This window comes from Micromonospora sp. NBRC 107095 (assembly GCF_030269705.1).
Classification (GTDB): Bacteria; Actinomycetota; Actinomycetes; order Mycobacteriales; family Micromonosporaceae; genus Micromonospora; species Micromonospora parva.
In genome coordinates this window covers 1,893,713-1,907,193 of sequence record NZ_BSTU01000001.1, presented here as the reverse complement: position 1 = coordinate 1,907,193, position 13,481 = coordinate 1,893,713, and the positions used below count along the sequence as shown (strand labels likewise).

The window sequence follows — 13,481 nt, the reverse complement described above, 5'->3', positions numbered from 1 at the left end:
GAGGGCGGCGACACGGGTGCGGCCGTCGGCCGCACCCGTGCGGTCAGACCTGGAGCCAGAGCGCCGGTACGTTCGGCGGCTCCCAGCCCGCGATCGCGGTGTGCGCCTGCCGGCAGCGGTACGTCGCTCCGCCGTAGGTGACCTGGTCGCCGACCTGGTACGCCCGACCGGCCGCCCACGTGCCGCCCTGCGCGGGTGGAGTGGTCGGCGTGGGGGTCGGGGTGGGCCGTGGGGTCGCCGTGGGGGTGGGTGTGGGGGTGGGGTTCGTCCCGCCGCTGCCGATCTGCACGTCGATGCAGGAGTAGAAGGCGTTCGCCGTGTCGGAGATGTTCCACACCGCGAGGATCTTCTGCCGGCCGGTGAAGCCGCCGAGGTTGACGTTGTGCGAGACGGTCGCGCCGGGTTGCTGGCCGTTGCCGTTGACCACGCCCACGCGGGTGTTGCCGATCCAGTACTCCCAGTTGCTGGTGGCGTGCCGGGCGGTGTTCACCCAGGTGAAGGTCAGCGAGCTGCCCACCGTGGTGGCCGGCCAGCCCCGACTGTCGTCGTTGAGGACGGCGAACTGGGCGATTCCGGCGTTGCAGCTGCGCAGACCCTTGGGCCCTTCGACGCTCTGCGGCTCGTACTTGATCTGCCCGCAGTCGGGCACCCGGCCCTGCGCGCAGAGCGCCTGCCGGCTCGGCGGGGCGGAGACGTAGCCGTGCGCCTGCGCGGGGGCGGCGACGGTGAGGGTGGCGGCGACGGCGCCCGCCGCCACCAGCGGAACGATGATTCTTCGACGCATCGGGGCAGCTCCTTCTCCAGGTGCGGTGAGGTGCCCCTCAAGGTAATTTAAACATTGTTAACAGTAAAGACTCTCATCGATAAATACATCGATGGCGACGGTTTTCTTCTCAGAGCCGGAGCAGGCTGCCCCGGTCGTCGACCTGATCGGCGGACTCGTCGTCCAACCAGACGCCGCCGGTGCCGAGGTAGCGGAACCGGTACTCCCCAGGCGGCAGCTTCACCGTCACCGTCCTGGTGCCGTCGCGGCGGGCCACCAGCTCGTGTCGACCCGGCTCCCAGCCGTTGAAGGAGCCGACGACGCTCACCGGGCCGGGCGGGACGTCACGAGGCAGGCAGAAGGTGACCCGGGTCTGGTTGCCGAAGAGCCTGTTGCGCTTGATCACGGTGATCCTCCGGGGGTCGCGGCGGTTCACCAGGCACAACGGGCAACACGCCGACGCCGACACGCCGCCTACCGGCCCGAACATCGACAATCCGCCACACAACTCGCCGGATCAAGAGCAACCTGAAGGCACATGTCCTGATATGGGGGTTTCTCGTGGCAACCTGCGAGGTCTGCGGCAACGACTACTGGATGGCGTTCGAGGTGCACACCGTCAGCGGCGACGTGCACACCTTCGATTCGTTCGAATGCGCGATCCACCGGATGGCGCCCATCTGCGAACACTGCCAGGTCAAGATCGTCGGGCACGGTGTCGAGGTCAACGGCCGTTTCTTCTGCTGCGCGCACTGCGCCCGCGCCGTCGAGGGCGCGGTGGGCGCGGAGGTCCGCGACGCCGTCGGCGCCCGCCCGGCCTGACCGCGCCAACCCGGCCGCGGGCCGACCGGACCATCGGACTGGGGTACGGTCGTCGCCATGCGACCGTTTCTGGGCGTCCTGCCCCCGCCGCGCTCCTGAGCGGAGCGCCGCGCCTCTCGCCGACCGGGTGACCTGACCCCGCTCGGCCATCCTGTCGTACGCGCTCCGTCGACGTCGTCCCCGTCAACGGCTCACCCTTCGGAGCGCTCCCGTGTCCACCACGCGTACCCCGTTGCCGGCCGCCTCGGCCGCCCGCCACGCCGCCCGCAGCGGCCTGATCCAGATCACCGTCACCGGCGTGCTGTGGGGCACCACCGGCGTGGCGGTGCAACTCCTGCGCGAGGGCACCGGGCTCAGCCCGGTGAGCATCGGTTTCCACCGCCTCGCCATCGCCGCGCTCGTGCTGCTGGCCTGCACCGCCGGCCGGCTGCGCACGATCGCGTCCACGCTGCGCGCCGCACCCGTGCCGCTGCTGCTCACGGGCGTCGGCCTCGGCCTCTACCAGGCGCTCTACTTCGCGGCCGTGGCCTGGGCCGGCGTCAGCGTGGCCACCATCGTCAGCCTGGGCCTGGCCCCGGTGCTCGCCGCCGCCTGGGAATCGGTGCACGCCCGCCGGCTCCCCGGCCCACTGCGCCTCGGCACGCTGGTCGCGGCGGTGGCCGGCCTCGTCCTGATCACCGGCGCCACCGGGCAGCCCGGCGCGGCGGCGCCCGCCCCGCTGCTCGGCCTGCTCGCGGCGGCCGGCTCCGGCCTCGGGTACGCGGTGACCACCCTGATCAGCCGCCAGGTGTCGCAGCGCACCGCGCCGATGACCCTGACCACCATCTCCACGGCGGTCGGCGCGCTGACCCTGGCACCGTTCGCGCTGGTCGCCGGGGTCGACCTGCCGGTACGCCTGGACACCGTGGCGCTGCTGCTGCACCTCGGCGTGGTCACCACGGCGGTCGCGTACGCGTTGTTCTACGCCGGGCTGCGCACCACACCGGGCAGCGTCGCGGCCGTGCTGACCCTGCTCGAACCGCTCACCGCCGCGGCGCTCGCGGTGGCGCTGCTGCGCGAACCGCTCCCCCTGCCGGTGATCGTCGGCGGGGTCCTGCTGCTCACCGCCGTGGCCGCCACCTACCTCACGCCCGACCGGGCGGACCGCGGGTGACACCGCCCGACCTACCATCGGTGGATGCCCCAGCAGACCACCGAGATCCGCACGGCCTCCTTCGCCGACCTGAACACCCGCACCTTCCACGACCTGCTCAAGCTGCGCATCGACGTGTTCGTGGTGGAGCAGAACTGCCCGTACCCGGAGCTCGACGGGCGCGACGTCGAGCCGGGCACCCGGCACCTCTGGCTCACCGACGGCGGCGCGCCGCTGGCGTACCTGCGGATTCTGGCCGACCCGGACGGCACCGCCCGGATCGGTCGGGTGGTGGTGGCCCCGTCGGCGCGCGGCGGCGGACACGCCGGCCGGCTGATGAGCGCGGCCCTGGAGGTGGTGGGCAACCGACGGTGCGTGCTGGAGGCCCAGTCCCACCTGGTCGCCTTCTACGCCCGGCACGGCTTCGCGGTCAGCGGCCCAGAGTACGTCGAGGACGGCATCCCGCACACGCCGATGCGACGCGAACCCATTGACGTGTGACGATCAAACTGGCATCGTGCCGGGTAGCGCCGTCGCGGGAGCCAGCGATGAGGCACGGGAGTGGGCGACTCCCGGCGATCCGGGTGTCGACGTCCGACCTCATCCCCCCGGGGGCTCCATGTCCACTCTCACCCGATCACGACGCGTGCTCTGGCTGTTCGCCATCGTGGCGACCACCACGCTCCTGTTGACGACCGCACTGACCACCGTGCTGACCAGGCCCGCCTCGGCGCATGGATCGGTCGTCGACCCGGCCTCGCGCAACTACAGCTGCTGGCAGCGGTGGGGCGGCGACTTCCAGAACCCTCGGATGGCCACCGAGGACCCGATGTGCTGGCAGGCCTGGCAGGCCGACCCGGCCGCCATGTGGAACTGGAACGGCCTGTTCCGCGAGGGCGTGGGGGGCAACCACCAGGCCGCCGTCCCCGACGGCCAGCTGTGCAGCGGCGGACGCACCCAGAGCCCCCGCTACAACGCGCTGGACACCGTCGGCGCCTGGAAGACCACAGCGGTCTCGAACAACTTCCGGCTGCGCTTCTTCGACCAGGCCAGTCACGGCGCCGACTACATTCGGGTGTACGTGACCAAGCAGGGCTTCAACTCCGCCACCCAACCGCTGGGCTGGGGCAACCTGGAGTTGGCCGGCCAGATCGGCAACACCCCGGCCTCGCAGTGGGACCCGGACACCGGTGGCGTCTCGATCCAGATCCCGGTGAGCGCGCCCGGACGCACCGGGCGGCACATCGTCTACACCGTCTGGCAGGCCAGCCACTTCGACCAGTCGTACTACCTGTGCAGCGACGTCGACTTCGGCGGCGGGTCGACCAACCCGCCCACCACGCCCCCGCCGACCACCCCACCGCCCACCACCCCGCCGCCGGCCGGTGCCTGCACGGCGACGTACCAGGTCACCGGTCAGTGGTCCGGTGGCTTCCAGGCCGACGTGAAGGTGACCGCCGGCGGTTCACCCACCCGGGGCTGGTCGGTCACGTGGAACTACGCCAACGGCCAGCAGGTCACGTCGTCGTGGAACGCGACGGTCAGCAGCAACGGCACGCAGGTCACCGCGCGCAACGCCGCGCACAACGGCACCCTCGCCGCCGGAGCGAGCACCACGTTCGGTTTCCTCGGCTCGTGGAACGGCAGCAACCCGGTTCCGCTGGTCTCCTGTACGACGACCAGTTGACCCCCGTCCGGCGCCGCACCCGGGCGGGGGTGCGGCGCCGGCCGGCGGGCGTCAGACCAGGCAGTTGACGATCTCGGCCACCGAGCGGCGGCGACCGGTGTAGAAGGGGACCTCTTCGCGGACGTGCCGGCGGGCGCCGGAGGCGCGCAGGTCCCGCATCAGGTCGACGATCCGGTGCAGTTCGTCGGCCTCGAAGGCGAGCATCCACTCGTAGTCACCGAGCGCGAACGAGGCGACGGTGTTGGCCCGCACGTCCGGGTAGCCGCGGGCCATCTTCCCGTGCTCGGCCAGCATCTCCCGCCGCTCGGCGTCGGGCAGCAGGTACCACTCGTACGAGCGGACGAACGGGTACACACAGATGTAGGCGCGGGCCTCCTCGCCGGCCAGGAACGCCGGGATGTGGCTCTTGTTGAACTCCGCCGGCCGGTGCAGGGCCATCTGCGACCACACCGGCGTCAGCGCCCGCCCCAGCGTGGTGCGACGGAACCGCAGGTACGCGTCCTGCAACGCGTCGCTGGACGCGGAGTGCCACCAGATCATCACGTCCGCGTCGGCGCGCAGCCCGGAGACGTCGTACACGCCCCGGACCACCACGTCCTTGCCGGCCAGCTCCTCGAAGAGGGACTCGACCTCGCCGGTGACGTTGTCCCGCAGCGACGGCAGCGGGGCGCTGGCCCGGAACACGGACCACATGGTGTAGCGGATGCTGTCGTTCAGCTCCCGCAACCGGGCCGCGTTGGTCTGCTCGGTCATCTCGCCGATCCTCCCAGTGCTGTGATAATCTCCTCGGCCGCCGTCTCGCCGGAGCGGACGCAGACCGGGATACCGACGCCGTCGTAACCGGCGCCGGCCAGGGCCACTGTGGGGTGCGCGGCCCGCAACGCCGTCCGCGCGGCGGCGAGCCGGTCGGCGTGCCCCGGCGCGTACTGCGGCAGGGCACCGCCCCACCGCTGCACGTGCCCGTCGACCGGGGCAGGCAACGGGGTGCCGAGCACCGCCGACAGCTCCCGGTGCACGGTGGCCGCCAGGTCCGCGTCGGGGCGCTGAAGCTGCGCCTCCTCGCCGTACCGGCCCACCGAGGCGCGCACCACCGCCAACCCGTCCGGCCGGCGCAGGTGCCCCCACTTGGTGGTGAAGAACGTCGCCGCCTTGATCAGCAACCCCTCGGTGCTCGGCACCAGGAAGCCGGACAGCTCGGGCAGGCGCGGCTGCGGCAACGCCATGGTGACCAACGCGACGCTCGCGTAGTCCAGCGCGCCGACGCCCGCCGCCACCGCCGGCGCGGGACTGGCGAGCAGCCGGGCGGCCGGGCGTGCGGGCACCGCCAGCACCACGGCGTCCACGTCGACGAACTCCGGGTCGCGGGTCGGACCGACGGTGAGCCGCCAACCGGTGTCGGTCGCTGTCAACTCGCGCACCGCCGCGTCGCGGCGGATCGTCGCGCCGCTGGCCGTCACCGCGGCCTCGACCAGGGTGCTCAGCCCGCCGACCAGGGTGCCGAAGACCGGGGTGCCGGGCGCCCGCGGCGCGGCGGCCTGCGCGGCCCGGACCGCGCCGACCAGGGTGTGTTCCACCCGGGCCGCCCGGGCCAGCGCCGGCATCGTGGTGACCAGGGACAGATCGTCGGCGCGGCCGGCGTACACGCCGCCCAGCATCGGGTCGACCAGCCGATCGACCACCTCGTCCCCGAAGCGGGACCGGACCAGCGCGCCCACCGAGACGTCCGCGTCCGGCCCGACCAGCGGCCGGCCACCGTCGGTGTCGGCGTCCACGGCCGGGCGGGCGACAGTGGCCACCCGGTCCAGATCCCCGGGTACGCCCACCAGGGTGCCGCCCGGGATGGGGCGCAGCCCTCCGTCGACGACCAGCGCGGCCTGCCCCACCGTGGGGTGCACGATCCTCTCGGCCAGCCCGAGCCGGCGGGCCAACGCCACCGCCGCGCTCTCGGCGCCCGTCGGGTCGCGCATCAGGAACGACTCCGCGCCGAACTCCACCGGCTGACCGGCCAGTTCCCCGGTGCGCAGCTTGCCGCCCAGCGCGCCGGACTGCTCGTACACGGTGATCTCGGTGCCGGCCGGTGCACGGTCGCGCAGGCGGACCGCGGCGGCCAGCCCGGCGATCCCGCCGCCGACCACCGCCACTCGCCAGGGCTGCCGCGTCACCTTCTAGCCCTGGTCGGCCCGGCGGCTGGACAGTTCGTGCACCAGCGCGACCACCCGGGTCAGCACCTCCGGGTCGGTCTCCGGCAGCACCCCGTGGCCGAGGTTGAACACGTGCCCGGGGGCCGCCCGGCCCTGCTCCAGGATGCGGCGCACCTCGGCCTCCACGACCGGCCACGGCGCGAGCAGCACGCACGGGTCCAGGTTGCCCTGCACCGCCTTGTCCGGGCCGATCCGGCCGGTGGCCACGTCCAACGGCGTCCGCCAGTCGACGCCGACCACGTCCGCGCCGGCCTCGCCCATCGCGCCGAGCAGTTCGGCGGTGCCCACCCCGAAGTGGATCCGTGGCACCCCGGCGCCGGCGAGTCCGCTGAGTACGGCTGTCGAGTGCGGCAACACGAAACGGCGGTAGTCGGCCTCGGAGAGCGCGCCGGCCCACGAGTCGAACAGCTGCACGGCGGAGACCCCGGCCTCGATCTGCACCCGCAGGAACGCCAGCGTCACCTCGGCCAGCCGGGCGCAGAGCGCGTGCCACAGCTCGGGGTCGCCGTACATCAGGGCCTTGGTCTTCGCGTGGGTGCGCGACGGCCCGCCCTCGACCAGGTAACTGGCCAGCGTGAACGGCGCACCGGCGAACCCGATCAGCGGGGTGTCGCCCAGCTCGACCACCAACTGCCGGACGGCCTCGTCCACGTACGGGACGTCGTCGCGGGTGATCGGGCGGATCCGCTCCACGTCGGCGGCGGTGCGGATCGGCTCGGCGACGACCGGGCCGGTGCCCGGCACGATGTCCAGGTCGATCCCGGCCGCGGCGACGGGCACCACGATGTCGCTGAACAGGATGGCCGCGTCCACCCCGTGCCGGCGCACCGGCTGGAGGGTGATCTCGGTGACCAGCTCCGGTCTGCGGCAGGACTCCAGCATCGGCACGCTCGCCCGGATCCCCCGGTACTCCGGAAGGGAGCGGCCGGCCTGGCGCATGAACCAGACCGGGGTGTGCGGGACGGGCCGACGTCGGCAGGCCCGGATGAAGGGCGAGTCGGCCGGTCCGCCGGGGCGGGAATCTCCGTCTCGGGCGACAGTGCCCGTGGTGTCCGTGGTCATCGCCGCAATCGTGCCACGCCCACCACCGGAAACCGGGTGGGGGTGAGAGGAAGGGCACCGTTCCTTACGCCCGGCGCCCTTCATGAGCGTCGGCGCGCCGTCGAAGCGGGCGACGGACGGCGGCATAGGCTGCCGACATGGCCCCCCCGATCGCGCTCCCGGAGACGTTCGCCCGCGCGGTCGCCGGGCTGCGGGCGGCCGCCCCCCGGCCGGAGATCACCCTGGAGGAGGTCGGCGCTCCCCAGCGGCTGGCCCCGTACGCGTTCGCGCTCTCCGCGACGGTGCTGCGCGACGACGACGAGGTGGCGACCGGTCGGCTGATCCTGCTGCACAACCCGGCCGGGCACGAGGCGTGGCAGGGCACCCTGCGGCTGGTCACCTACGTGACCGCCGAGTTGGAGGTCGACCTGGCCGCCGACCCGCTGCTGCCCGGGGTCGGCTGGACGTGGCTGACCGACGCGTTGGACGCCCAGGGCGCTGGCCACCGCGCGATCGGTGGGACGGTGACGCAGACCATGTCGACCCGGTTCGGCGATCTTGCCGGGCCGCCGACCATCGGTGACATCGAGATCCGCGCGTCCTGGACACCGGTCGACGACGACCTGACCCCACATCTGCTCGGCTGGTGCGCGCTGCTCGCCTCCACCGCCGGCCTCCCCCCGCCCGGCGTCACCGCCCTCTCCGACCGCCGTCCCGCCGGCGCGGCCTGATGGTCGGCAGCATGCGGCAGGACACTTCGCGGACACCTGATCGACACACGCCGGACCGGCTGCACCCGTCGGATCTCCGCGCGCACTAGGGTTGTCAGGTGACCGACGAACCACCCCTGCGCCGTCGGCCCACCGAGGAACTTCCGGGAAACGCGCCCCAGCACCCGCCGTCGGCCCAGCCGCAGCCGGCGGGCGAGGGGGCCGACCCGATCGACGGTGGGCCAGTTCCGCTGACCGCCCCGCGTGACGGCACCCCCGATCCGGTGGCCGCCCCGGCCGAGCTCGCCGAGGTCGTGGCCCGCTTCGCGGCGGGCACCGGCCCGGTCGCCCTGGACGCCGAACGCGCCTCCGGCTACCGCTACAGCCAACGCGCGTACCTGGTGCAGCTGCGCCGGGCCGGTTCGGGCACGGCGCTGATCGACCCGCTGCCGCTGCCCGACCTCAGCGCGCTGGACGCGGTGATCGGTGAGGCCGAGTGGGTTCTGCACGCGGCCAGCCAGGATCTGCCCTGCCTGGCCGAGGTGGGGCTGCGCCCGCGCCGACTGTTCGACACCGAACTGGCGGCCCGGCTGGCCGGCTTCGAACGCGTCGGGCTGGCCGCGCTCACCGAACAGCTGCTCGGATTCACCCTGGAGAAGCACCACTCGGCGGCCGACTGGTCGAGCCGACCGCTGCCCGAGTCGTGGCTGACGTACGCCGCCCTCGACGTGGAGTTGCTCACCGACCTGCGGGACGCGCTCGACGCGGAGTTGACCCGACAGGGCAAGTCGGCCTGGGCCGCGGAGGAGTTCGCCGCGCTGGTCCGCACCGGGGCCCGTCCGCCCCGGGTCCGCGCGGAGCCGTGGCGGCGCACGTCGGGCATCCACCGGCTGCGGGGGGCGCGGGCGCAGGCCCGGGTCCGCTCGATGTGGTACGCCCGGGACCAGATCGCGGCCCGGCGGGACGCCGCTCCCGGGCGGGTGTTGCCCGACTCGGCGATCATCGCCGCGGCGGAGCTGGACCCGAAGGACGAGAAGACCCTGCTGACCCTGCCCGGCTTCGGTGGTCGGTCGGTCCGTCGGCTGGCCCGCACCTGGCTCGCCGCGCTCGACGACGCCCGGCAACTGCCGGAGGATTCCCTGCCGGTCTCGCCGGCCGTGGAGGGCCCGCCTCCGCCGCACCGCTGGGCCGAACGGGACCCGGTGGCGGCGGGTCGGCTGGCCCGTTGCCGGGAGGTCGTGATCCGCATCGCCGGTGAGCACAACCTGCCGCCGGAGAACCTGATCACCCCGGACTCGATCCGCCGGCTGGCCTGGACCCCACCGGAGGAGATCACCCCGGAAACGGTGGCGGAGACCCTGCGCGGCCTCAACGCCCGCGAATGGCAGATCAAACTCCTCACCCCCGACCTAACCGAAGCCCTGACCCCATCCCCCTAACCCCACCCACCACCCCCAGCCCGCGTGATCATGGAGTTGACGGGCCTCTGGGAGATCCACAGCCCCGTCAACCCCATGATCGTCGGAGGCTGGACGGGTGGGTTGGCGGTCGGGAGGTGTGGGGTGGGCCACAGGTGGGGGTGGCGACGGGTTGGTTACTGGCGAGTAGCATTCGAGGGAAACGTGCCCGTGTCGGCGACCCTTGTTCGGTCCGGCGTGCCCTCCCGGCGCGACGGCCGAATCATGGTCGATTAGGAGGCTCAAGTGCCCCGTGAAGTTCGCGACGTCGTCTTCGTCGACGGCGTCCGTACCCCGTTCGGCAAGGCGGGTGGCATGTACGCCAACACCCGCGCCGACGACCTGGTGATCCGCTGCATCCGGGAACTGCTGCGTCGCAACCCGCAGCTGCCGCCGGAGCGGGTCGAGGAGGTCGCCATCGCGGCCACCACCCAGATCGGCGACCAGGGCCTCACCATCGGCCGCACCGCCGCCCTGCTGTCCGGGCTGCCCAAGACCGTCCCCGGCTTCGCCATCGACCGGATGTGCGCCGGCGCGATGACCGCCGTCACCACCGTGGCCAGCGGCATCGCCATGGGCGCGTACGACGTCGCCATCGCCGGTGGCGTGGAGCACATGGGCCGCCACCCGATGGGTGAGGGCGTCGACCCCAACCCGCGCATCGTCGCGGAGAAGCTGGTCGACCCGTCCGCGCTCGTCATGGGCGCCACCGCGGAGAACCTGCACGATCTGGTCCCGCACATCACCAAGGAGCGCACCGACGCGTTCGCGCTCGCCTCGCAGCAGAAGACCGCCAAGGCGTACGCCAACGGCAAGCTCCAGGACGACCTGGTCCCGATGTCGATCCGCGACGCCGAGGGCGGCTGGGGTCTGGCCACCGTGGACGAGGCCCCCCGGGACACCTCGCTGGAGAAGCTGGCCACCCTGAAGACCCCGTTCCGCCCGCACGGCAAGGTCACCGCGGGCAACGCGGCCGGCCTCAACGACGGCGCCACCGCGAGTCTGCTGGCCGACGAGGCCACCGCCCGCGAGCTGGGCCTGCCGGTCGCGATGCGGCTGGTGTCGTTCGGGTTCGTCGGCGTCGAGCCGGAGGTGATGGGCGTCGGCCCGATCCCGTCGACCGAGAAGGCGCTGCGCCTCGCCGGGCTCAGCATCGACGACATCGGCCTGTTCGAGCTGAACGAGGCGTTCGCCGTGCAGGTGCTCGCCTTCCTCGACCACTTCGGCATCGCCGACGACGACGCGCGGGTCAACCCGTGGGGCGGCGCGATCGCCATCGGCCATCCCCTCGCCTCCTCCGGCGTGCGGCTGATGACGCAGCTGGCCCGCCAGTTCGCCGAGCACCCCGAGGTCCGCTACGGCCTCACCGCGATGTGCATCGGCATCGGCATGGGCGGCACTGTCATCTGGGAGAACCCGCACTGGACGGAGGGCAACAAGTGAGCGCGAGGAGTGAGCTTGCGAGCCCCGCAGTCGCGAACGAAGGAGGCGCTGTGAGCGCGCTCGCCGCACCGAACGAGGTCGTCACCAGGGCGCTGCTGCGCCAGGTGAACGTACCGGGGCTGGACCGGCCGGCCGCCCTGATCACCCTCGACAACGGCTTCGACCACACCAAGCCGAACACCTTCGGGCCGGGTGGGCTGGCCAGCCTGGACGAGGCGATCAGCGCCGCGCTCGCCGCCGACCCGGCGTTCATCGCGGTCACCGGCAAGCCGTACATCTTCTGCGTGGGCGCGGACATCGTCGGCCTGCCGCAGCTCGCCGACCGCGCGCAGGCGCTGGAGATCGGCCGGCTCGGCCACCGGGTCTTCGCCCGGCTCAAGGACAGCACCGTTCCCACGTTCGCGTTCGTCAACGGCGCGGCGATGGGCGGTGGCCTGGAGCTGGCCCTGCACTGCCATTACCGGACGCTCTCCGGTGGTGCGGCGGCCCTGGCCCTGCCCGAGGTCTCCCTCGGTCTGGTGCCCGGCTGGGGCGGCACCCAGCTGCTGCCGAACCTGATCGGCATCCCCGCCGCCACCCAGGTGATCATCCAGAACCCGCTGATGCAGAACAAGATGCTCAAGCCGAAGCAGGCCGCCGAGCTGGGCATCGCGGACATCCTGTTGGAGCCGGCCGACTTCCTGGAGCGGTCCCTCGAATGGGCCGCCGGTGTGGTGCGCGGCCAGGTCACGGTGACCCGGCCCGAGGTCGACAAGGACATGTGGGCGGGCGTGCTCTACTTCGCCCGGGAGACGCTGAACCAGCGGCTGCACGGCGCGGTTCCGGCCGCGTACAAGGCGCTGGACCTGCTGGAGACGGCGAAGGACGGCGACTTCGCCGCCGGCACCGCCGCCGAGGACGAGGCCCTCGCGGACCTGGTCTTCTCCGAGGAGCTGCGCAGCGGCCTGTACGCCTTCGACCTGGTGCAGCGGCGGGCCAAGCGCCCGGCCGGCGCACCGGACAAGGGCCTGGCCCGCACGATCACCAAGGTCGGCATCGTCGGCGCCGGCCTGATGGCCAGCCAGCTGGCGCTGCTGTTCGCCCGCCGCCTCCAGGTGCCGGTGGTGATGACCGACCTCGACCAGTCCCGGGTGGACAAGGGCGTCGGCTACGTGCACACCCAGATCGAGAAGGCCGTCACCAAGGGCCGGATGGACAAGAACACCGCCGCCAAGCTGTACGGCCTGGTCAGCGGCACTGTCGACAAGAGCGCCTTCGCGGACGCCGACTTCGTCATCGAGGCGGTCTTCGAGGACCTGGGCGTCAAGAAGCAGGTCTGGGCCGAGCTGGAGAAGATCGTCTCTCCGGAGGCGGTGCTCGCCACCAACACCAGCTCGCTGTCGATCACCGAGATGGCCGCCGAGCTGGAGCACCCGGAACGGGTGGTCGGCTTCCACTTCTTCAACCCGGTGGCGGTGCTGCCGCTGCTGGAGATCGTCCGGGGCGAGCGCACCGACGACGCCACCCTCGCCACCGCGTTCGCGGTCGGCAAGCAGCTGAAGAAGTCCAGCGTGCTGGTCAAGGACGCCCCGGCGTTCGTGGTCAACCGGCTGCTCACCCGCTTCCTGGGCACCGTCTTCGCCGCCGTGGACGCCGGCACCCCGCTGGACGTGGCGAACAGCGCACTGGACCCGCTGGGCCTGCCGATGCGCCCGCTCGCCCTGCTCCAGCTGGTCGGGCCGGCCGTCGCGTACCACGTGGGCGGCACCCTGCACGCCGCGTACCCGGACCGGTTCGGGGTCAGCGAGAACCTCAAGCGGATCGCCGACTCGGGTCAGCCGATCGTCGTCGACGACCAGGTCAACGAGGACGTCGCCAAGCTGCTCGTGGTCGGTGACCAGCCGCTGACCGCAGAGCAGGTACGGCAGAACGCGCTCGACGCGCTCGCGCAGGAGATCCGGCTGATGCTGGACGAGGGTGTGGTCGCCGAGGCGCAGGACATCGACCTGTGCATGATCCTGGGCGCCGGTTGGCCGTTCCACCTGGGCGGCGTCACGCCGTACCTGGACCGGACCGGCACCTCCGAGCGGGTCACCGGGCAGCGGTTCCTGCCGCGCGGCGCGGCGAGCCTGCCGGCCTGACCGATCGCAGAAACACCGTCGCGGTGGTCGGACGTCCACGAAGGACAGTCCGACCACCGCGATTCGTCGCGCGGGTCGCGTGCGACCTGCTGAGGTTTAGATCTC

13 protein-coding genes are annotated in these 13,481 nt (G+C 72.6%); 8 read left to right on the top strand and 5 right to left on the bottom strand.

From position 1 onward, the window contains the following. Window positions 1-43: 43 nt before the first annotated feature. Both QSK15_RS08960 and QSK15_RS08955 read right to left on the bottom strand, forming a co-directional pair. Window positions 44-784 (bottom strand): lytic polysaccharide monooxygenase, encoded by a 741-nt coding sequence (locus tag QSK15_RS08960; protein WP_285793712.1) that lies wholly within the window; start codon window positions 782-784, stop codon window positions 44-46. A gap of 109 nt (window positions 785-893) precedes the next feature. Beyond that, window positions 894-1,169, bottom strand: a complete 276-nt coding sequence (locus tag QSK15_RS08955) for an isoamylase early set domain-containing protein (RefSeq protein ID WP_285793711.1) — start codon at window positions 1,167-1,169, stop codon at window positions 894-896. Between the two features lie 155 nt (window positions 1,170-1,324). Between QSK15_RS08955 and QSK15_RS08950 the strand changes: the two genes are divergently transcribed. The 4 genes from QSK15_RS08950 (at window position 1,325) to QSK15_RS08935 (ending at window position 4,404) form a co-directional block, all read left to right on the top strand. Further along, a complete protein-coding gene (locus QSK15_RS08950) occupies window positions 1,325-1,585 on the top strand; it encodes a metallothionein (RefSeq protein WP_030336232.1) in 261 nt (86 codons plus the stop codon). Window positions 1,586-1,796: 211 nt separating this feature from the next. After that, window positions 1,797-2,738, top strand: coding sequence for a DMT family transporter (locus QSK15_RS08945; RefSeq protein ID WP_285793710.1), 942 nt, complete (start codon window positions 1,797-1,799; stop codon window positions 2,736-2,738). Between the two features lie 24 nt (window positions 2,739-2,762). Next, entirely contained in the window at window positions 2,763-3,218 is a 456-nt protein-coding gene (locus tag QSK15_RS08940; RefSeq protein ID WP_285793709.1) for a GNAT family N-acetyltransferase, read from the top strand. A gap of 118 nt (window positions 3,219-3,336) precedes the next feature. After that, complete coding sequence (locus QSK15_RS08935) at window positions 3,337-4,404, top strand: lytic polysaccharide monooxygenase auxiliary activity family 9 protein (RefSeq protein WP_285793708.1); 1,068 nt, start codon at window positions 3,337-3,339, stop codon at window positions 4,402-4,404. 51 nt (window positions 4,405-4,455) lie between these two features. On the opposite strand, the gene hemQ is transcribed toward QSK15_RS08935, so the two are convergent. The 3 genes from hemQ to hemE are packed head-to-tail and all read right to left on the bottom strand — an operon-like array spanning window position 4,456 to window position 7,667. Further along, window positions 4,456-5,157: a hydrogen peroxide-dependent heme synthase gene (gene hemQ, locus QSK15_RS08930; RefSeq protein WP_285793707.1), complete on the bottom strand. Its 702-nt coding sequence runs from the start codon at window positions 5,155-5,157 to the stop codon at window positions 4,456-4,458. Then, window positions 5,154-6,566, bottom strand: a complete 1,413-nt coding sequence (hemG, locus tag QSK15_RS08925) for a protoporphyrinogen oxidase (protein WP_285793706.1) — start codon at window positions 6,564-6,566, stop codon at window positions 5,154-5,156. The genes hemQ and hemG overlap by 4 nt, the downstream gene beginning before the upstream one ends. Before the next feature lie 3 nt (window positions 6,567-6,569). Next, complete coding sequence (gene hemE, locus QSK15_RS08920) at window positions 6,570-7,667, bottom strand: uroporphyrinogen decarboxylase (RefSeq protein WP_285793705.1); 1,098 nt, start codon at window positions 7,665-7,667, stop codon at window positions 6,570-6,572. Window positions 7,668-7,804: 137 nt separating this feature from the next. Between hemE and QSK15_RS08915 the strand changes: the two genes are divergently transcribed. The 4 genes from QSK15_RS08915 (at window position 7,805) to QSK15_RS08900 (ending at window position 13,376) form a co-directional block, all read left to right on the top strand. Beyond that, window positions 7,805-8,377 (top strand): DUF3000 domain-containing protein, encoded by a 573-nt coding sequence (locus QSK15_RS08915; RefSeq protein WP_285793704.1) that lies wholly within the window; start codon window positions 7,805-7,807, stop codon window positions 8,375-8,377. A gap of 98 nt (window positions 8,378-8,475) precedes the next feature. Beyond that, window positions 8,476-9,795: a ribonuclease D gene (locus tag QSK15_RS08910; protein WP_285793703.1), complete on the top strand. Its 1,320-nt coding sequence runs from the start codon at window positions 8,476-8,478 to the stop codon at window positions 9,793-9,795. Window positions 9,796-10,059: 264 nt separating this feature from the next. Continuing rightward, window positions 10,060-11,256: a thiolase family protein gene (locus tag QSK15_RS08905; RefSeq protein ID WP_285793702.1), complete on the top strand. Its 1,197-nt coding sequence runs from the start codon at window positions 10,060-10,062 to the stop codon at window positions 11,254-11,256. Between the two features lie 50 nt (window positions 11,257-11,306). After that, the gene (locus tag QSK15_RS08900; protein WP_285793701.1) at window positions 11,307-13,376 is read left to right on the top strand and encodes a 3-hydroxyacyl-CoA dehydrogenase NAD-binding domain-containing protein; all 2,070 of its coding nucleotides are present in this window, start codon (window positions 11,307-11,309) and stop codon (window positions 13,374-13,376) included. The last annotated feature ends 105 nt before the right edge of the window (window positions 13,377-13,481 follow it).